The sequence below is a fragment of the Symplocastrum torsivum genome, from assembly GCF_059505465.1.
Genome location: NZ_JCACKQ010000132.1, coordinates 133,148 through 151,982 on the forward strand (window position 1 = coordinate 133,148; position 18,835 = coordinate 151,982).

Genomic DNA, 18,835 nt, shown 5'->3' on the forward strand with positions numbered 1-18,835 from the left:
TCTGTTGTAGAGATTACGACACTACGAAGGAGACTCCTCAGGAGACGGAGACTCCTCAGGAGACTCCTCAGGAGACGGAGACTCCTCAGGAGACTCCTCAGGAGACGGAGAAGTAGTAGTATCAGGTGTCGTGGTCGTAGTATCAGGTGTAGTGGTCGTATCTGTGGGCGTTTCCTGACCTCCCTGGCAAGCGGCTAGACCTGTCATTAAGCCCACTAGAAGTAGAACAACGACTTTTAGTTTCACTGTAAAAACCCTCACATTAATTTTAGTTTCAACTTTGCCTATCCTCTTAGGGAATGTGTACTTTTGGTCACCCCCCTAGGGAAGGACTTTTTCAGGTTTTTTCTACCACGAAAGTGAGATGTAGTAATGTCCTAGTGGAATTACCTGGGTTTTAGGTGGCTAGAGTTACATCATTAGCTGCATGCTAAGCGATGCACCTCTAGGAACAGCAATATTAATCCAGTACATCACACTTGTGTAGAAAGACGTTATTACTTACCGATACAAGTAGTCTCTGTCAGGATTTTTTAGTAGGTATCTTTGTAGAACTGATTGCTAGTAATGAAGTGGAAACACTTGCCAAAATCCTTCTTAAAGCTGGTGTGTTATCTCTACTAAACGAGTCTAGTACTTGACTAGTACTTAAAAAGAGCTGCTGAGAGATATATGGCAACGCCAAATGACATATATATAGCTATACAGAAGGAGTAAGTTTGATGGCTAAACTATTTGTTCCAAGAAAACGGCTCAACAGAAAGTTCATCCTCTGGTTACTTAAAGAAGAGCGACACGAGAGCGAAGGACAACACCGCCAGCATTCCTGGTGGCAAGTCATGTGCCTCACGGGTGTCGATTATTTCTCTACACTTGGCTATCAACCAGGTATAGCAGCATTGGCAGCAGGCGCACTTTCTCCTGTTGCCACTCTCATTCTCGTTCTACTAACGCTGTTTGGGGCATTGCCGATCTACCGACAGGTTGCAGCTCAAAGTCCTCAGGGTGAAGGCTCAATCGCAATGCTCGAACATTTACTTCCTTGGTGGCAAGGCAAGCTATTCGTATTGTGCTTACTCGGTTTTGTGGCAACCGACTTCATCATCACCATTACTCTCTCGGCTGCTGATGCTACCGCCCATATCATCGAAAATCCGCTCGTCCCAAGTTTCCTTCACCATCAGGTGATCGCAATTACTCTAGTGCTGATTGCCTTATTAGGCACAGTTTTCTTGAGAGGTTTCCGAGAAGCGATCGGGATTGCTGTCTTTTTGGTTGGAGTCTATCTACTGTTAAACCTTGTTGTTATTATCGTTGGTTTGTATCAAATCTTTAATCAGCCATCTCTGATCACTGACTGGCAGACTACACTTTTCGCACAACACCAGAACCCCTTGCTGATGCTCGGCGTAGCCGCCCTGCTATTCCCAAAACTTGCCTTGGGATTGTCAGGTTTTGAAACTGGCGTGGCAGTTATGCCTCTCGTGCGGGGTAGCAGCAGCGATACCCAGGAACAGCCTGAGGGGCGCATTCATAATACGCATAAGCTGCTTACCACGGCTGCTTTGATTATGAGCTTCTATTTGATTACTAGCAGCTTAGTGACTATTCTACTGATTCCAGCCGCAGAATTTCAAAGTGGGGGTAAAGCAAGTGGACGTGCCCTCGCCTATCTAGCACATCAGTATCTAGGGAAGGGCTTTGGCACAATTTACGATCTGAGTACCATCAGCATTCTCTGGTTTGCTGGTGCATCTGCCATGGCAGGACTCCTCAATATCGTCCCCCGCTACCTACCTCGCTATGGTATGGCACCGAATTGGGCACGGGCAACGCGACCTCTGGTGTTAGTTTATACAGCTATTGCCTTGGGTGTCACAATTATCTTCAAGGCGAATGTGGAAGCTCAAGGTGGAGCTTACGCTACAGGTGTGCTGGTGCTGATTACCTCAGCAGCATTTGCTGTGACGCTAGCAGCGCATCGCCAGAGATCGAAGGGAGGAACGATCGCCTTTGCAATCATTACGCTGTTGTTTATATACACCACTATTGTCAATATTATCGAGAGACCTGAAGGGATTAGAATCGCTGGGTTCTTCATCGCTGCCATCATCCTCACCTCGCTAGTTTCACGGGTATGGCGATCTACTGAACTGCGAGTAGAGCGGATCGAAATTGACGAGGCTGCTAGTGACTTCATTACTCAAGAGAGCCAAGGTAACATACGACTGATCGCTCATCGAAGGAATACAGGCAGTGCGCGAGAGTATTTTTTAAAGGAAAAAGAGGTGCGTGAGGATCATTATCTGCCGCCCACCGATTCAATTCTCTTTTTAGAGATTCGAGTATCCGATGCTTCGGAATTTGAGGGTATCATCCGAGTAAAAGGGGAGGAGGTCGATGGCTACCGCATCCTACGTGCCGAGAGTGCAGCAGTCCCTAACGCGATCGCTGCCATACTTCTCCATCTTCGAGACCAAACGGGTAAGATACCACACGCTTATTTTGGCTGGGCAGAGGGAAACCCAATCCAATACTTGCTGCGCTTTATCTTGTTTGGTGAGGGCGATATTGCTGTGGTTACCCGCGAAGTACTCCGTAAGGCAGAGAGGAACCCCGAACGCCGTCCTGCCATTCATGTTGGGGGTTAAGGGAAATAGACTTGAAGTTATTGTTTGTTCTAACCCCTTCCTAAAACTTAATTAGCTAGACTTTGGTGTATTTATGCAAAAGTTGAGAAGTCGCCTATAACAAGTCTCTAGAATCTCTTCCATGTCCAAACTTCTGCCAGCCGTCTTGGTAGCAACGGCTCTCCTCCTCAGCATTACAGAACATGACTATCCAGCAACAGCAGGCACCTGTGTCGCGGCTACCAGTTGTGGACAACAGCCGATACAGTTTATACCAGGGCAACGTATTACGGTTGAGGTTGCGAACTTAACGGAGAGTGTTGTGCAGCTACAACAGGTATCTAGCACTGATCCACTACCGATTAGTCCAGGACAAGTCTATTCTTTCGTGCGAGGCGGTCGTACAGACCCTAATTTTTCAGTAGTGCTTTGGGATGCGATCGGATTGCCGATAAAAGTCGAACTCCTGAAACCACAAGCGAGAACTCTACGCATAGAAGTGCGTCCTGGTGGTCGTCCTCCGGGTGATCGCTCAATTTATCTTAGGGATGACGGTCGTGTAGCCGTGTTCTAGAGCCTTTGTTAAGTATTTACCGATAACCTAAAACTAAAAGCGATCGCATAGTGCTACTATTCCCTGGGAAGACTACCAGGTTTAATTCCTAGAAATTATTTAAGCGATCGCACTTTTATTAAATTCAAGAGCAGGAGGTACCATAGCCCATGCCAATACCAGGAAAGATGGAGCTAACCATAAAAATTAACGAGTTTCCCGCAGATGTGGCAACAGTAGAAAATGGTTGGAAACAGTTTGAGCTAGATTGTGACGGTCAACAGGTCAGTGTTAAGGTGAAGCCGAAAGTCTTCAAGAAACTCGAAGAGGCACAGGCGAACTATCCCATGTGGGTCGCTGCAATTGCTGGCAAGATGGGCGAACCTACAGACGGAGGGTTTGTCCTTGATCAGCCAAATATTCAGGTATTTGAGCGGAAGCCAAAAGAGCCAAAACCGCCACAGCCTGAGGAAGGCTCATAGTGATAGAAAGCGATCGCGCATGGCTTGGTTCATGTTCTCAGTTGCGATCGCTTCTTCCCTTTTATTACTTAGGATGACTTTTAGAGTAAGCGATCACTCTTGTGCAAGCCAAATTTGACAACCCGCATTTTGTCCTAAGCTTTGTTGGAGATAATAACGCTCTTGTAAGACTTGTTTAGCTTGCAGCATTTTAATCGCAATTCCTTAAAAGGTTGAATAGCTCAACTCAATCTCTACTACGTGAAACTCTGAACTCTGTCCTTCGATAGTGTGTACCTCACTAATGCACATCTAAGCTGGAACCTGTTAGTTCAATGTATGTAGGCAGTACTTATGAGTTCTAAGACACAAAACTCCTCTGTTAATCCAGAAGACGATAAAGAGCAGAGCGATCGCGAGTCTCCTCTCAAGAACATGGTTGATGTAGACGATTTAGTCATGAAAGGTCGCTCCAGCCTAGATCCAACAGAAATTGGCAGTAACCCAGCACTGGCCCCTGAAACAGTCACTCTTGATGACCCTGCTGAGATCAGAGAGGGATTCAGGTTTGATAGAGATAGAGAGTGATATAGCAAAAGGCAGAGGGCAGAAGGGAAAAAATTGACTATTCAAGGTTTCAGGATTTGGCGAGAGTCCTAATCGCCCTAGTGAGTGCTATACGTTTGTCACGTGATTTTGGAGCGGAAGCATTTCAACGCAAGCAAAATATCATTTGTAGTGTCAGGGGCACGAGCGGTAAGCTGTTTTAGGCGGGTTTCTAGTTCCCTTTATCAAGATGGGGATCAAGAGCGATGTAAGATACCCCTTGCACTAAAATTGATTTGTTTGTCAAAGTGAAAGTTGAAATCCCCTGCATAGGAAATTGCAGGAATTACCGTTTCAACCACAAGTTTTTATGACTGACCCTATCGGTGCCTTTAGCTCAAATAAAACTGATCTTCCTCTACCAGAAGCCTGGAATTATGAAGCGACAGTTGCTCAAGTTGAAACTATCATTGAGCAGATAGAAGCTGGTAAACTAGAACTTGCTGAAGTTTTTGAGCAATTTGCTGCTGCTGTGAAGTACCTACGCCAATGCGAAACATTTCTGCAAGAGCGACAGCAGCAAATGGATTTGTTGATTGAAACACTGGCAGAAGACGCTGACTTCTAAGCCCTTGTGCTTCTATATTAAAGACCCATCAATTGCATATGATGGAAGAAATTATTTCAACTAGCGAGTTCAATCCCAACATGCTTTGTATAGGCGAACCAGTTTTGACCGAAGCCATTTAAGGCAATGTCTTTGAGGCTGAACTGTACATGACTATTATTAATAGGAAAACTAACAACGTTACTTGTACTTGGCAAGTTGGTTGAAAGAATAAGTTCAGTGCCTGCTGGGACGGCTTGAACTAAATTTGACTGGAGAGTCTCGGCTGGAACTGGTTGGCGCTTGATGAATGTATCTGTATTAAAGACAATTTTTAAGAACCCCTGCTGATTACCAATGGCTTGCTGATTGGCAGATATATTTACAACGTTTTTTGGTGATTGTGTTGAGAGGCGTTGGTCAATAGTCTTTACGGCGACCAGGGGCTGCTTAATAATATCGACATCTTGCGTAAATATTTGACCATCAGGAGTTGTTTGTAGCACAGACCCGGTAAAGGCAAACCAACTACCAGTAAAGTTCTGGAAGTCAAGGGTTGTAAAACTAATTTTGACGTGATTACTGCTAGGAGATGCAAAGGACTGAAGAACGAGTAGAGAGCCTCTTGGAATCTTTTGAATCTGAGAGGCAGGTAAGTCTGAGGATTGAGCCAGTTTTTGCTTGATAATGGTGTCTTTTTTGAAGAAGGCGCGAACTAAGACCATCGTTGAGCTTTCCCTGAAAACTAGATGAATCTCACCAATTTAGCCTTGATTCAGCCAACACTGCCACGTTTACGGGCTTCTTTATAGGATGTTCCAACATTTCTTAAACCAGCCCGAATCATCTGTTGTTCTAAGAGGGCGAAAAAGCGAACGCGATCGCCTCCTCGGACAACAGCCTGATTATGAGCTTCGGCAAGGGCAACCGGATAGCCATAACCTTTGTGAACCTGCGCCAAGGTTAAGCTGAGGGCTTGAGCGAGTAAGGATGAGTTCTGTGCCACCCATTCCGGTATTTCTATCCGCGCAATTTCTGTCCCAACATTGACATAGCAGAAGTAGATACGGTGTCCTTCGTACAAGTCCAGAATCCGTGCAGAACTGCGATACAGAGGGCTTCGTTGTCCGGGTTCTAATAAACTTCCCCAAAGTGCGGCATCTCGTAAGGGGTCAATGACTTGGCAGGGTAACTTGTCGATGAAATTGGCGCAATGGGTCATGCAATCTGGGGTTTCGTGCGGGCAAGCTTGTAGCCGCAGGAAGTTTAGGGCTTCAGCACTACGCGCTGCACTTATGTAGCCGAGTAGGGGAACGTTCACAGAGCGGAGTTGTTCCCAGGCTTCCAGAATCGGTGGCAAAATGCGATCGCGTGCCTCTCCTGGCAGTCCCTCTAGAAACCAGTAGATTAGCGAACCATCCACCATCGCTAGATTGGGTATATCAAAGTGAGGCCCCGGTGGTTTCACCCAACGGCAAGCCATTTCTGCCAGCATCGTTACCTCGGAAACCGTGCGTCGATGTCCCATCCATTCCTCGGTGCGAATGCCCCACTGCCGAGAGACATACAAGTCTTCTGGTCGGTAAAATACTTCAGGTAAACTATCCAACAATGGGTACAAACTCTGCCCATAGTGCAACATCACTCGACCGACATTGATGAGATAGCAGTAGGCGATTTCGTGGTGAGACGGCGCAATCTGAGAACCATCTGTAGCAAAGACAGTCTGGCTTTCTGGAGGTGAGTCGAGGTCAACGCGAGTATCCAGAGGTTCAACAGGTATTGCCGCAGTAAACGTCATGCGATCGCGCCATTTCTGTTGACGCTGCACCAATTCCTCCTGTCGGGCAAGAGTTTGTAACAGCAATTGCTGCCCTAGTTCCAACCGTTGACGCGAGGCAGCCGCTTCTACTCTCAGGTGCTGACTGATACCCGGAATTTGACTTGCAAGTTTTGTTAAATCCAGCATTTAATTAGTTCCTTGTCAGTTGTCCGCTTTCAAACGAATGACTACTGACTATCAATTCTCTTAAGACCAAGCCGAAAAATCTTGAGCAAACTGTGAAAGTGATAACAGTTGAATTCTATTGTCATCACGTACAGAGTCTCGATGCTCTGCGGTGTTGTAGCCCCAATCTGCTAAGTATAGTTTTATTGCGTTGAGATCAGGCTGTTGTTGCACTGATTGTAAGGTTTTCAGGCGGTCTTCGACAAACCAGAGTGTCGCTGCTTCTCCTGTAGATGCCTTTAGTAGTTGCCGCAGCGTTTGGTGTTTCGGACGCTTGAACTCTTTGCCTATAATCTGCTCCTGTGACAGTTGAATGCCTTGTTGCTGCAATAGCTGTTTAACAAAGCGTCCTTCTTTCGTTGTAACTATAAATAGTTGGGTTGCAGCCTCTAAGCCTGATGTTGGTGCAGGAGGCAGCATCCTATGCAGTCTATCTATCACACCCGGATAGAATTGGTGCAGTGCTAACCAACTGTTTAAATCAGTTGTAATCCAGTCATCCCGAACAGCGTCTAATTTTTTGCCTGTATCGGCTGCATCTAAGTTTTCGGATTCAATGAGTTCCTTTGCAACTGTTGACCAATCCTGTACTATCTTTTCTTCGGGAATTCCCAGAACAATTGCGCGAAGCAGTAGCGGCATTTCCCAGCCTATTTCTACCACAGGTCTTAAGCGGTAGAAAGTAGAAGCTAAGTCATCCGGTGGTGTCTCGCTCTCAGGTGTCCAGATTTGACAGTAGGTGCGCCAGGAAGTCTGAAAATACTCTAGTAGTCCATCACAGACAACACCATCAAAATCAAGCGCAAGAATGGTTGGGGAGTCAGCAGGCATTGTTTAAGTCGCTGGGAACTCAAGGTTTGTTGTTGTCAAAATATCATTTCTAACTGCTTCCAGTGACAAAAACATTTTGTTGGTAAAAGGAGACTGGGAAAGGCACTATTTTTTGTCCTTCACCTTACCCTTTTTCTTCTCCAAAACTCGCCGCTCACCCTAGCACCAAACACCTACAACCTGCCAGCTTGACAGGGTTCGTTACTGAGAGCTTTTAACATTGTCTGAAATCCAATGTAAATAAGGCTCGGAACCTGCCAAGATTGGTAAGGCAATGATTTCTGGTACTTCGTAAGAGTGTAGAGAGCGAATCTTCTTTTCTAACTCGGAAAACCGGGCTAAGTCAGTTTTGATTACCAGTTGCCACTCTTGCTCTGAGTGAATCTTGTTTTGCCAGGTGTAGATAGAATGTACTGGCATAAGGCTGACACAAGCAGCCAAGTGAGCTTCAACTAAGGCTTGCGCGATCGCTTTTCCTTCTTCTTGTGAGGAGGCAGTTACCAATACCACGCCATAGCCAGTTGTAGCAGAATCTTTATCCATAAAGTCTTTGCGTTCAGCTATCTCGTTGAAAAAGCGATCGCCTAATTGCCAGAAGTCCTAGCCTCGCTTAAGAGTTACCATAACTCTCTACGAGTTGTTTTCCCTACTATTTACATCGCCCTGGAATACATAAAATGAGCCGTCTGTTCCGGCAAAATTGCGCCACTTTGCTGAATTTCCTCAAGATCGACTCCATTCAACTTCGCCTCAGTCAAATCCGCACCACTCAAATTTGCCCTTCTCAAAATAGTCCAGGTTAGATTGGCTTGCTCTAGAGATGCATTTGTCAAGTTCGCTGCTGTTAAATCCGCTCCTTTCAAATTGACTCGCTGTAGCTGTGCTTGGCTTAAATCCGCCGCTGCCAAATTAGCCCCTTCTAAGTTAGCGCCGCTTAGTTTTGCTTCCTTAAGGGCAACTCCCTCTAAATCAACGCCGCCTAAATCTAATCCCTTCAAAAAAGCGCGGCTTAAGTTAACACCGCTTAAAGAAGCGCCATACAACTTTGCGCCAATTAGTCTTGCCTCAGATAAGTTAGCCCAGTTGAAGTTAACGCCACTCAGGTTTGCTTCTCGCAAATTGCTTCGTTGTAGCTGCGCTCCGCAGAGGTTTGCTCCCCACAGATTAGCACGTCTAAGGTTAGTCCCATTAAGATTTGCGCCGCTGAGCTTTGCTCCTGGTAGTTTTGACTTCACCAAAAAAGCGCCACTGAAATTCGCTTTCGTCAACTCAGCTTCTACCAGTTTGGCATCACTCATTTTGACAAAGCTCAGATTTGCCCAGTTCATTTGAGCGCCACTAAAGTCTGACTTAATCAGAAACGCTCGGCTGAGATTAGCCCCCCTCAAGTTAGCACCTGTAAGATTAACCCCGATCAGGGTAATCCCACTCAAATCTGCCCCGTTTAGGTCAACACCAGTAAAATCTCGATTTCCTTGTTCATAAAGCCTGAGAAGATGTCTTACTTCCATCGCGTAAGCGCTCCAATGACTAGTTGTTTGCTGAACTATTTCAAGGGCTTTAACTTAATGAGTTTAATTGATTCATGGATATTTAGTAATTACAAACTTTTTATAAGTAAAGTTTATTTTGTAAAAGATTTGCTTTTACTTTTACTAACTACTTAAGAATTTTACTGTGACAAACTTTCACTTATATCAAGCTAGCTCGATTTCATCATAAAAATTCAGTAAATATTTTTTGCTATACGTGGTCGTTTGGGTCGTTAAATCTGTTCTGACCTTTATGGCAGCAGCTATGTGTAACTAATTGGAAGGGTATCAAGCCCCCTCAAAATTGGGAGGAGACTTGATACCCTTGACGATTGATACCAATTGGGTTTGGCTTTGGCACAAATGAAATAAGTCTTCACCAGAAGCCGCCTAAAGCAATTGTGTCATTCTTATACCCAATTGGTATGACCCGTCGTGAGCAGAGGTTTCGTTGCCATTCCCTCTGCCTTTGTTTGCCAAACCTGAGGCGACTCACCAAAGACAGCTACCTCAAAGTGGCAGCTAGCTACAAGCGAGAGCTACTAGCCACTAAATAATTAATTGAGTTTAATTGACTTTATGGCTGAGCGGGTAATAGGGAATACACCTGACCATCAATTAACAGTCGAGTAATTCCTTTAGCTTGCAGGTGTGAACAAGTCTTCTGAAGCATTCGACCATCAGGGACTTTAATCACTCGTTGAGAACGATTAGAAAAACGCCTCGCTACTCTGTGGTTGTCAAATACTGGCAGAGTTTTCTCATGAACTTCCTCAATAGGAATTTGTCCTAAGTCACTAAATTCCTTAAGAGGTCGAGCTATTAACTCTGCTGCTCGATCTACAACTAAGTAACAGGTTCTTGGCAAAGAGGCTTCAGAAAGAGGTAAAACTTGAACATTAATACCCCTATTCCTGAGAGTAATTGGCTTCTGACTCTCCGCCTCAATTCCCTCGTCTTCCCAGTCATCCTCTAAACCATCCTCTAAATCATCCTCTAAATCATCGTTGTCATCGTCGTCATCATCGTCATCGTCAGCCAAATCCATCAAGTCTTCATCCAGCAACTCTTCTAAGTGGCTGGTTTCGGCTCGATCAAGTTCACCAAGTGGCTCATCAAGTTCCTCAACACCGCTTTCCTCTACTGAGGCAGGTACCTCTAGGGGTAACTGAGTTTGTACCGCCTGTTCCTGAGGAACTGGTGGGAGAGCAACTGAAGAGCGTTTTCGCCGCCGACGTTGATCACTAGACGTTTGATCAGATGGTTCAGGATCTGTTTCAGGTTCTAGAGTTGGCTCAGGTTCTTGAAAATCGAGCGGTAACTCAGCCTCAGACTCTTGGGGCAACTCAGTGGATTGAACAAGAGAAGAGGAAGCACCACCCGGAGTGCGGTTTGAGCGCTTTTGCTGAATCAGCACCTCATATTCGGACTCCACCAAGGTGCTTTTGAGAATGCGGCTAATTGTTGAGTTACTGACACCATAACGAACTGCCAGAGTTGACGTTGTCTCCTCTGGTCGCCGATATAAGTTCAAGATATCGCTTTTGTCAGTCTGTGTTAGTTTTCTAGGACTCATGGCTTACCTTAAGTCCGTTTACGCCCACCACGGCGGGAACGGCTTGACACGTCATATTCCAAGGCAGCGCCGATCGCAACCAGTACACCACTGAAAACATAAAAGACATCCAGTAGACCTCCGCTTTCGTATTCTACAGCGCGAGCCTCAACATACTTAAATCCCATATCCGCGATGTAGAGAGCAAATGTTGCTGCCGCAATCATTCGCCAGGACTGGGCAAAGCGTCCCCCCCAAAATGCCAATAAGAGAGTTGAAGCAATAATCAAGAGAAAGACATCAGCAACAATATAGAAGAAGTTAACAGGTCTAGAGAGTGGGCTAAGCGTATCTTCAACTGCGATCGCCCAACTCGGTGCTTGACTTTCTTCACTTTCCTCAGCTATAGCTGGGCTGGCTTCCTCTGATGCCGTTGGAGTAGAGGCTTGAGGTAAAGTCGTACCCGTTAATGTCTGCTGTGTAGCGCCAGGTGGAATATTAGCATTAGCGTTGTCTGTCGTCGTCGGTGTTGCTAGTAAAATCCAGACGGCAAAAGCAATTCCGGCTGCTGCGATCGCCGCTACAGTTGCCCATTGCCACATTTCTAAATTTAAGCGCCTAGGAAGAACGGCTAGAACCATGCCCCAACCCAGGAACACATAGCTCGCTAAGTAAAATAAGTCAGCAGGTGACACGTCGGGGTCAAGACCCAAAACTACCTCCCACCAGCCAAATAGTAAGCCAGCGATCAAGTAGCAGAGCATTCCTAATCCAATTCCGAGCCAGACATTACGTCCACTGGCGATGTTGGGGCTACGCCAATTTCTATAGCAGAGCAAAGTTGCTGCCAGAAAAGGTAAAATCTCCAAAACGTAGGTACCAATCAAGTACCAAAATGGGCTTTCCTGCCCTGGAGCAGTAATACTAAACAGCAGGAAAAATAATAACGATAGTACTGACCAAGCAACCCCCACATAGACAACATTCTGACCAGATAGAGGGGATTGAGGACTAGATGCCTTGTCTACAGAGCTACTCATAAGACTTTCCAGAGATTACTAATAAAGGAAATCACAAAAAGCCGATGTTGTTATAGAGAGTTCGGTTTGGCAGACCCGTATAAGTTTTTTGATAGCTAGCCACGGCATATTTGTTTAATCCTATCTCTAGCTTATCGCCATAGTTTACCAAGAGGAGATTGATTCAGCCACTCCATAAACTGAGTTTGTTCGGCAGCTGGCATATCTTGCAATATATCTCTTACCCCTTCCGCAAAATTGGCATTTCCAAAATATTCTTTACCTAAGCGGTAGAGTTCCTGCAACAAAGTAATGAGATGGTGTTCTTCCCAAGGAGGAACTTGTAGGCTTGTGAGGGGATCTACCGTTAGCAACTGCTTCACGGCTTCCGGTGTTTCAGCCTGGGGAAAGTGCCACTGCTTGAAAATACCAGCGATTTCTTTTTGGAACAATCCGGCTTGCCGACCTCCCAGAAGGTCTTCAACATCAATGTAAACCGTTTGTAAAAGTAAGAGACAGGCTTGAGTGTACGGTATAACTCTCGTATCCAGCCCAGCCTCTGTACCAAGTTGCTCTAAGCGAACTTTTCCCCAAACGCTGTAACGATCAGGTTCTTCGAGCAATACACAGACTTTACCGCGATGATCGGTAAGATCCCGCCAGAAGGCTTTGGCTTCTTCGCCTTGCTTGGCACCATACACACTGATCAAGCGAAAGGTTTGCGCCTGATAGGTGAGAATCGGGATTTGCTGTTCTCGCTTTGGGTGCTGAATGCTAGAGATTTCAACATCCTTTCTTTTGAGAATAAACATGACACTGGCAGGCTGAGTACTTAGGGGTCGAATAAGGTGCTGCGGGAAAGCGCTGTCATAACCCAAGTAACCATTTATCTATCCAGAGTCCTTGTGCCAGGGTCTCGACTAAACGGCGCTAAGCCGCTATTTGCCTGCTTTGAGGCTTATTGCCTTAAGTCGTACCACTACCGATACAAGCACCTGATGACTTTGGTTTAAGTGTACCTTGAGCGTCAAGCGGATTGAGTTTCTGTGCCCTCTAGAGGGTCTAAAATCATGGCTTGCCTGGAGATAGCGTTTGGTTCATACAATGATTGATAGGTGAGTAGATACAAATACACGTAACTGATATGGGCTGTCAATCGTCCGTTAGGGATTATCCGCTGCAACTAACCCTTGACACGCTTAATCTACGATTAGTTATACCAACCTACTTCCTAGATTGCTCATTTTTTAAGAAAGCATTGAACTTGAGCAACACTGTTCAACAGGATATCCTTCCTGAATCCAAGAAGGTGTAAGTCTGCCACTTAGAGAGATTATCGGGTATTCTATGTTTTGTAGGATAAATTTATGCTCTCGTAGCTCAGGGGATAGAGCAAGGGATTTCTAATCCCTTGGTCGTAGGTTCGAATCCTACCGAGGGCGCTATTCCTTCAAAAGTATTTTGTTCAACTCCAAGCTTGCACCTGATCAGCCGCCGACTGAAGGTCTAGAGCTACTCAAGATGGACAGATAGTAAGGATAGGGAGAATGTATTACTTCTCACTCTCCCTACTGCCTTAGCGATTTTTTCGATGATTAAGAAAGAACCACACTCCAAGGGTGATGAGCGTTAGTTCATCGCGTTTCTAAATGTGGATTCCGCACTCGGTTTTGCCAGTACCCCGCCAACGACCAGCACGTTCATCTTCGCCTTCTGCTACTGGGGTTGTGATGGGTTCATCACCAATGCTGGGATAACCTTGGTCATGTAGAGGATTGTAAATGACACCATGTTCATTCACGTATGCCCAGCTTTCTTTACGTGTCCAACTAGCGATGGGGTTAAGCTTCAAGCGTCCTTCGCCATCAATTTCAAACACTGGCATATTTGCACGAGTCACAGCTTGGTCACGACGGCGACCAGTAATCCAGGCAACTGTGTTTAATTCTGCTAGACCTCGTTGCAGCGGTTCAATCTTTGTTAGGTGATGGAATTGTTGAATATCCTTATCCCAAAGGGCATCCCCATATTTTGTGGCAAAAGCTTCACGGGAATTAATATCTGGAATTTTATAGGTTTTTAGATCTAGGTTGTAGATCGTTGTAGCTTTGGCAACTAGTTCCAGGGTCTGAGGGAAATGGTACAGCGTATCGAGAAATATTACCGGAACGGGCGTTGCTGGTTTGAGGTCGCGGTAGAGAATATCTGTAATGACTATGTCATCAACGTTGAAAGCACTAGTCTGCACCAGACCAGTTGGAATATTCTCAACACACCATGCCAGAATCTCTCTGGGATGGGCAGTGTCAAATCGTTGATTCAGTTCATCCAGGTCAAAGCTGGGAAGTTGAACCGGAGCCTGGGTTAATTGGGTCATAATGTTTTTTGCGTCTGGTGTTAGTGAAAATGTTTAACACTGTTAATTTTACCTTGCAAAACTACACAAACCGACTGGAGAACCGGACATTCTTCGCTCAAGGAAAAGTACCTTTACGGCAAATTAAGGAATGGGGAGTAGGAGAAGAGAAAATTTCTCGGTTTCGTAATGGGATTGAAGCGTATGGGTATCTAGCCTGAAGTCAGTTATTATGCAGCAAAAAACGAATGCAATTAATTCTCTACAGTAAGTCAGGTTGCCATCTCTGCGAGGGATTGCAAGAAAAGCTAGAACAGATTCAAGGCTTGAACCATGAATTAGAGGTGCGAGATATTACAACACGCGAGGATTGGTTCCAAGCTTATCAATATGAGGTGCCAGTACTATGTCGAGTTAGTGCCGATAGAGAAGAACCGCTACCTCGCCCTTCTCCCCGTGCGACAGTACAGCAGTTGGCGCAAATGTTACAGAAATATTTACCAGAAGATAAGCCAAAATAGGCGCAGAAGTGGGGACTAGGGATGGGGCAAGATTCCGGCAGTAGAGTCCGATAGGCTACCGACTATCTTTACAAATGTCTAATCAGAAATCTCCAATCCCTTGTCCCTAGCCCCCAGTCCCTTTCTTAGTGAGGAGCAAGAATTGAGATGAAACTACGTGAGTTATTAGCAACGATTCCCAGCATTGGGGAAATATCTGATCATCCAGCGCTTGATGCTGAGGTAAAGGGGATTTGTACGAATTCCCATGCCTGTAAACCGGGAGATTTATTTATTGGGATGCCGGGAACACGGGTAGATGGTGGGGAATTTTGGGAAAGTGCGATCGCATCGGGTGCTGTCGCTGCCCTAATCTCTCCCCAAGCAGCGGCAAAACAGTCTGCCCTTGCCAAGAGTGAAGCTGGAGATAGCGCTTATGTCATCACAGCAGAGGACATGACAACCGCCTGTGCTGAAGCCGCTACTGGCTTCTACGGTTATCCAGCACAGCAACTGAAGCTAGTTGGGATCACTGGTACCAATGGGAAAACGACAACCACTCATCTCATTGAATTCCTACTCGCTCATGCCCAGTTACCGACGGCGCTTTTTGGTACACTGTATGCGCGTTGGCCAGGGTTTGAGAAAATAGCAGCACACACCACACCCTTCGCGGTGGAACTGCAACAACAACTGAAATTAGCAGTCTCTGCTGGATGCCAGTTTGGTGTGATGGAAGTCAGTTCTCACGCGCTGGCACAAGGTCGGGTACTCGGCTGTCCGTTTGAGGTTGCCGTGTTTACGAATCTCACTCAAGACCACTTGGACTACCACCGCGATATGGATGATTATTTCGCGGCAAAAGCACTGTTGTTTAACTCGGATTATCTCAAAGGTCGGGCGGTGATTAATGCCGATGACCCTTACGGACGGCAGTTAATTGGACAGCTTCATCCCGATCAGGTTTGGAGTTACAGTGTCGAAAAGACTTCGGCTGACTTGTGGACAAGTGACCTGAATTATGAGCCAACTGGCGTGAGTGGCATCTTGCATACACCCGCAGGTGAGGTTCCCTTCCGTTCACCGCTGGTAGGTCAATACAATTTGTCCAACTTATTGGCGGCTGTTGGAACTGTTTTACATCTAGGTTTGAAATTAGAGTCAGTTGTGGAAGCCTTACCACTGTTCCCCGGTGTTCCTGGACGGATGGAACGGGTGCAAGTGCAGCCAACCCAGGAGGTGAGTGTAATTGTTGATTATGCTCACACGCCGGATAGTTTGGAGAACTTGCTCAAAGCGGCACGACCATTTATTCAGGGCAAGATGATTTGTGTGTTTGGTTGTGGAGGCGATCGCGATCGCACGAAGCGTCCAAAAATGGGTAAAATTGCCGCCGAACTTGCGGATGTTGCCGTTGTCACCTCAGATAATCCCCGCACGGAAGACCCAGAACGCATCCTGCAAGACGTTTTGGAGGGCATCCCCTCATCAGTTGAACCGATTGTAATTTGCGATCGCGCTACGGCAATTCGCACGGCTATTATGCAAGCACAACCGGGAGATGGCGTTTTGATTGCGGGTAAAGGTCATGAAGACTATCAAATTCTCGGAACCGAAAAAATTCACTTCGATGACCGAGAGCAAGCGCGAGATGCTCTTTTAGAGCGAATTGCTGGTTAGTCAGTTGTTAGTTGTTAGTCGTGGGGCTTATGTACGATGCAAGATAATCTCAGGTACCTAAGCCACCACGTTCCCAACTCATAGACCAAAAGAAATAAGGCTTCAGTCTAGATTGGCTTGCACACTAAGACTAAGAGCGAATGACTAATGACTAAAGATTTATCGGTCTACCAGTTGACTCTGAACACGCTTTCGCCTTCTCAGTCTCTTCAAGTCAGTTCGGCTACACTCCAATCGTTGGTAGGAGTACTGATTGATGTTCTGATTGAGGAAAACGTTCCAGCAACAATCTGGGTCAATCAACCCTCGGAAAATAACTGGCAGAACGAACTACAACGCTATCAACACAGTGGTATTCCACAAACAATTTATCTGTGTAGTGGCGTTGAAAATGAGTTGGCAGTTACAGATGTTGGGAATCCAGTTGCTATCAGCGCTAATTCTCAAGTTGTCCCCGTGCAATTGTCTGCTAGAAGTCAGCTTCAGGGGGAATGTTTTCTTATTGTTGTGTCTGACCAGTTGAGTGGTCTGATTGTGGCTTGCCAGCCTGAATCAACGATTTTAGATCGAAGTCAAAGCCAGCCTTTAGACGCGATTTGTACCTTTGAGCGGCGCGTTATTCAGCGAGTTGTGGCGGGAATGAAAGGGGTAGTTGCGATCGCAAGTCCTATGCCTGAGGAATTACTAGGTCGTTTGGAAACACAGTTTTCCTTACTGTCTACTTCTGATGAGAAGGCGTTACTTACCCAGTTATTGGTGAAGCAAATACAACGGACTGAGGATAAGCTGCACTCGTTGACCACAAGTGAGCCTGAGTTCTTCAGTCAGACAACAACCGCTATCCCACCCTCTCCTCATGATGACCTCCGTAACAAAGATGAGTTGCTCAAGCGAGTCGTGCAGGAGTTACGGACACCGTTGACGAATATGAAAACAGCGTTGAAGCTGTTGGATTCTCCACAACTCAAGCCAGCACAGCGTCAACGCTACACGCAACTACTCAATACAGAATGCGATCGCCAAATCTCATTGATGGCTGGATTACAAGAGATAGTACAGCTAGAGAGTGAACCCGAACCAACAACCTTGCCTCTGGTGCAGCTTGCCGCAATTGTCCCTGGTGTCGTCAGCACCTATCAGCCACTTGCTCAAGAGAAAGGCATCCAACTTGGCTACACGGTTCCTCGTGATCTTCCCTGTGTCTTCTGCTTAGAAACTTGGCTACGGCAAATTGTCATCAATCTGCTGCACAACAGCCTAAAATTTACTCCTACAGGTGGTCAAGTTCAGGTACGAGCCACACTTCAAGATGAATACCTTCAGCTTGGATTTAGCGACACAGGCATTGGTATTGCACCCAATGAAATCCCTAGAATTTTTGATAGTTTTTATCGGGGACGTTCTACCATTAGCGACAACACGGGTGCTGGTTTAGGGTTGACAATTGTGCAGCAATTACTATTACGCTGTGGCGGTTCGATTTCGGTGACTAGTCGGTTGGGGGAAGGCTCCAATTTTAAAGTGCTGCTACCTATTGCCACTTCCACTTCTGCTATAAGTTAATGCGGCTAGCGGTTTGTCTACAAGAGTAGTCCTGAAAATGACTATTAGGCAGCGATCGCTTCTGCCTCCAGCGCTTTCGCTCACCTTCGCTGATTTCGGTAGGATAGGCATAGGTTTACTCTTAGCAGCAGCTATGGTTAAAACACCCAACCAGCATTTGACAATTCCTCCTTTGGAAAATGGCGATCGCTTAAATCGTTACGAGTTTGAGCGCCGCTATAACGCCATGCCCAACCTAAAAAAAGCCGAATTGATTGAAGGAATTGTCTATATGCCTGCTGCGTTGCGCTTCAAGAGCCACGGTCAACCTCATGGTCGAATCATGTCATGGTTGGGAATTTATGAAGCCATGACTCCAGGGGTTGCTGTGGGAGATAATCCGACTGTGCGCCTAGACCTTGACAATGAACCCCAACCTGATGCTGTACTCCTGATCACTCCAGAAGCAGGTGGGCAAGCGCGACTGAGTGACGATGACTATATTGAAGGTGCTCCAGAACTGATTGTTGAAATAGCTGCTAGCAGTACTGCCATCGACCTTCACGCCAAAAAACAAGCCTATCGCCGGAATGGGGTGAAAGAATACATTGTCTGGCAAGTCCTCGATCAGAAACTTAGCTGGTTCTATCTAGAAGAAGGTGAATATCTTGATTTACCTGCTGATTCCGACGGGATTTTGCGGAGTAGAGTTTTTCCGGGGTTGTGCTTGGCGGTTACAGAGTTACTAAATGGGAATATGCAGCAGGTACTGGCAGTTTTACAAGAGGGAGTACAATCGGACGTACACGCTGCCTTTGTCGAGAGCTTAGCTACCGAGTAATCACAAGTTACCACTGCTTCATAGTACGGTTACTTAAGGTGAATGGCACTGACTTAAGAGCCTGGAAATAAATTTCCGGCTCAAAGCCGAAGTAAGCTTTAGCTTACTACATCAGCCTTTCAACCCACATTCCGCCCTTTGAGTGTCACAAGCGGATGATTTAGTGGAACCGAA

20 protein-coding genes and 1 tRNA gene are annotated in these 18,835 nt (G+C 46.1%); 11 read left to right on the forward strand and 10 right to left on the reverse strand.

What is annotated here, in order from left to right; translation table 11 throughout:
• Positions 1-21: 21 nt before the first annotated feature.
• Positions 22-246 (reverse strand): hypothetical protein, encoded by a 225-nt coding sequence (locus AC5JL3_RS33700; protein ID WP_496078608.1) that lies wholly within the window; start codon positions 244-246, stop codon positions 22-24.
• A gap of 476 nt (positions 247-722) precedes the next feature.
• Here AC5JL3_RS33700 and AC5JL3_RS33705 point away from each other — a divergent pair, with 476 nt between their 5' ends.
• The 5 genes from AC5JL3_RS33705 to xseB all read left to right on the forward strand — a co-directional run bounded on the left by AC5JL3_RS33705 (position 723) and on the right by xseB (position 4,818).
• Positions 723-2,651, forward strand: coding sequence for an APC family permease (locus AC5JL3_RS33705; RefSeq protein ID WP_496078609.1), 1,929 nt, complete (start codon positions 723-725; stop codon positions 2,649-2,651).
• 121 nt (positions 2,652-2,772) lie between these two features.
• Positions 2,773-3,204 carry a hypothetical protein gene (locus AC5JL3_RS33710; protein ID WP_496078610.1) on the forward strand — a complete coding sequence of 144 codons (432 nt, stop codon included), beginning with the start codon at positions 2,773-2,775 and terminating at the stop codon, positions 3,202-3,204.
• A 149-nt stretch (positions 3,205-3,353) separates the two neighbouring features.
• Positions 3,354-3,665 carry a fertility inhibition FinO-like protein gene (locus tag AC5JL3_RS33715; protein ID WP_192216951.1) on the forward strand — a complete coding sequence of 104 codons (312 nt, stop codon included), beginning with the start codon at positions 3,354-3,356 and terminating at the stop codon, positions 3,663-3,665.
• Between the two features lie 333 nt (positions 3,666-3,998).
• On the forward strand, positions 3,999-4,232 hold the full coding sequence (locus tag AC5JL3_RS33720) for a hypothetical protein (protein ID WP_496078611.1): 234 nt from the start codon (positions 3,999-4,001) through the stop codon (positions 4,230-4,232).
• Between the two features lie 328 nt (positions 4,233-4,560).
• The gene (gene xseB, locus AC5JL3_RS33725; protein ID WP_496078612.1) at positions 4,561-4,818 is read left to right on the forward strand and encodes an exodeoxyribonuclease VII small subunit; all 258 of its coding nucleotides are present in this window, start codon (positions 4,561-4,563) and stop codon (positions 4,816-4,818) included.
• A gap of 56 nt (positions 4,819-4,874) precedes the next feature.
• Here xseB and AC5JL3_RS33730 read toward each other — a convergent pair whose 3' ends face one another.
• From AC5JL3_RS33730 to AC5JL3_RS33765, 8 genes are all read right to left on the reverse strand, one after another.
• Positions 4,875-5,522, reverse strand: a complete 648-nt coding sequence (locus AC5JL3_RS33730) for a hypothetical protein (RefSeq protein WP_496078613.1) — start codon at positions 5,520-5,522, stop codon at positions 4,875-4,877.
• A 50-nt stretch (positions 5,523-5,572) separates the two neighbouring features.
• Positions 5,573-6,766 carry a DNA double-strand break repair nuclease NurA gene (locus AC5JL3_RS33735; RefSeq protein WP_496078614.1) on the reverse strand — a complete coding sequence of 398 codons (1,194 nt, stop codon included), beginning with the start codon at positions 6,764-6,766 and terminating at the stop codon, positions 5,573-5,575.
• 60 nt (positions 6,767-6,826) lie between these two features.
• Positions 6,827-7,636 (reverse strand): HAD family hydrolase, encoded by an 810-nt coding sequence (locus tag AC5JL3_RS33740; RefSeq protein ID WP_496078615.1) that lies wholly within the window; start codon positions 7,634-7,636, stop codon positions 6,827-6,829.
• 201 nt (positions 7,637-7,837) lie between these two features.
• Positions 7,838-8,179 (reverse strand): divalent-cation tolerance protein CutA, encoded by a 342-nt coding sequence (gene cutA / locus AC5JL3_RS33745; protein WP_496078616.1) that lies wholly within the window; start codon positions 8,177-8,179, stop codon positions 7,838-7,840.
• A gap of 110 nt (positions 8,180-8,289) precedes the next feature.
• Positions 8,290-9,147, reverse strand: a complete 858-nt coding sequence (locus AC5JL3_RS33750) for a pentapeptide repeat-containing protein (RefSeq protein ID WP_496078617.1) — start codon at positions 9,145-9,147, stop codon at positions 8,290-8,292.
• Between the two features lie 598 nt (positions 9,148-9,745).
• On the reverse strand, positions 9,746-10,744 hold the full coding sequence (locus AC5JL3_RS33755) for a transposase (RefSeq protein WP_496078618.1): 999 nt from the start codon (positions 10,742-10,744) through the stop codon (positions 9,746-9,748).
• A gap of 8 nt (positions 10,745-10,752) precedes the next feature.
• The gene (locus tag AC5JL3_RS33760; protein WP_496078619.1) at positions 10,753-11,763 is read right to left on the reverse strand and encodes a hypothetical protein; all 1,011 of its coding nucleotides are present in this window, start codon (positions 11,761-11,763) and stop codon (positions 10,753-10,755) included.
• A gap of 131 nt (positions 11,764-11,894) precedes the next feature.
• The gene (locus AC5JL3_RS33765; protein ID WP_496078620.1) at positions 11,895-12,554 is read right to left on the reverse strand and encodes an Npun_F0813 family protein; all 660 of its coding nucleotides are present in this window, start codon (positions 12,552-12,554) and stop codon (positions 11,895-11,897) included.
• Positions 12,555-13,111: 557 nt separating this feature from the next.
• Here AC5JL3_RS33765 and AC5JL3_RS33770 point away from each other — a divergent pair.
• A tRNA-Arg gene (locus AC5JL3_RS33770) sits at positions 13,112-13,184 on the forward strand.
• 203 nt (positions 13,185-13,387) lie between these two features.
• Here AC5JL3_RS33770 and cysH read toward each other — a convergent pair.
• Positions 13,388-14,119, reverse strand: a complete 732-nt coding sequence (gene cysH / locus AC5JL3_RS33775; RefSeq protein WP_496078621.1) for a phosphoadenosine phosphosulfate reductase — start codon at positions 14,117-14,119, stop codon at positions 13,388-13,390.
• Between the two features lie 29 nt (positions 14,120-14,148).
• On the opposite strand from cysH, the gene AC5JL3_RS33780 reads away from it, so the two are divergent.
• The 5 genes from AC5JL3_RS33780 to AC5JL3_RS33800 all read left to right on the forward strand — a co-directional run bounded on the left by AC5JL3_RS33780 (position 14,149) and on the right by AC5JL3_RS33800 (position 18,661).
• Positions 14,149-14,319: a hypothetical protein gene (locus AC5JL3_RS33780; protein ID WP_496078622.1), complete on the forward strand. Its 171-nt coding sequence runs from the start codon at positions 14,149-14,151 to the stop codon at positions 14,317-14,319.
• A 27-nt stretch (positions 14,320-14,346) separates the two neighbouring features.
• A complete protein-coding gene (locus tag AC5JL3_RS33785) occupies positions 14,347-14,619 on the forward strand; it encodes a glutaredoxin family protein (RefSeq protein ID WP_496078623.1) in 273 nt (90 codons plus the stop codon).
• A 147-nt stretch (positions 14,620-14,766) separates the two neighbouring features.
• Positions 14,767-16,278, forward strand: a complete 1,512-nt coding sequence (locus AC5JL3_RS33790) for a UDP-N-acetylmuramoyl-L-alanyl-D-glutamate--2,6-diaminopimelate ligase (RefSeq protein WP_496078624.1) — start codon at positions 14,767-14,769, stop codon at positions 16,276-16,278.
• 147 nt (positions 16,279-16,425) lie between these two features.
• A complete protein-coding gene (locus AC5JL3_RS33795; RefSeq protein WP_496078625.1) occupies positions 16,426-17,841 on the forward strand; it encodes an ATP-binding protein in 1,416 nt (471 codons plus the stop codon).
• Positions 17,842-17,974: 133 nt separating this feature from the next.
• Complete coding sequence (locus AC5JL3_RS33800) at positions 17,975-18,661, forward strand: Uma2 family endonuclease (RefSeq protein WP_496078629.1); 687 nt, start codon at positions 17,975-17,977, stop codon at positions 18,659-18,661.
• Positions 18,662-18,835: the final 174 nt, after the last annotated feature.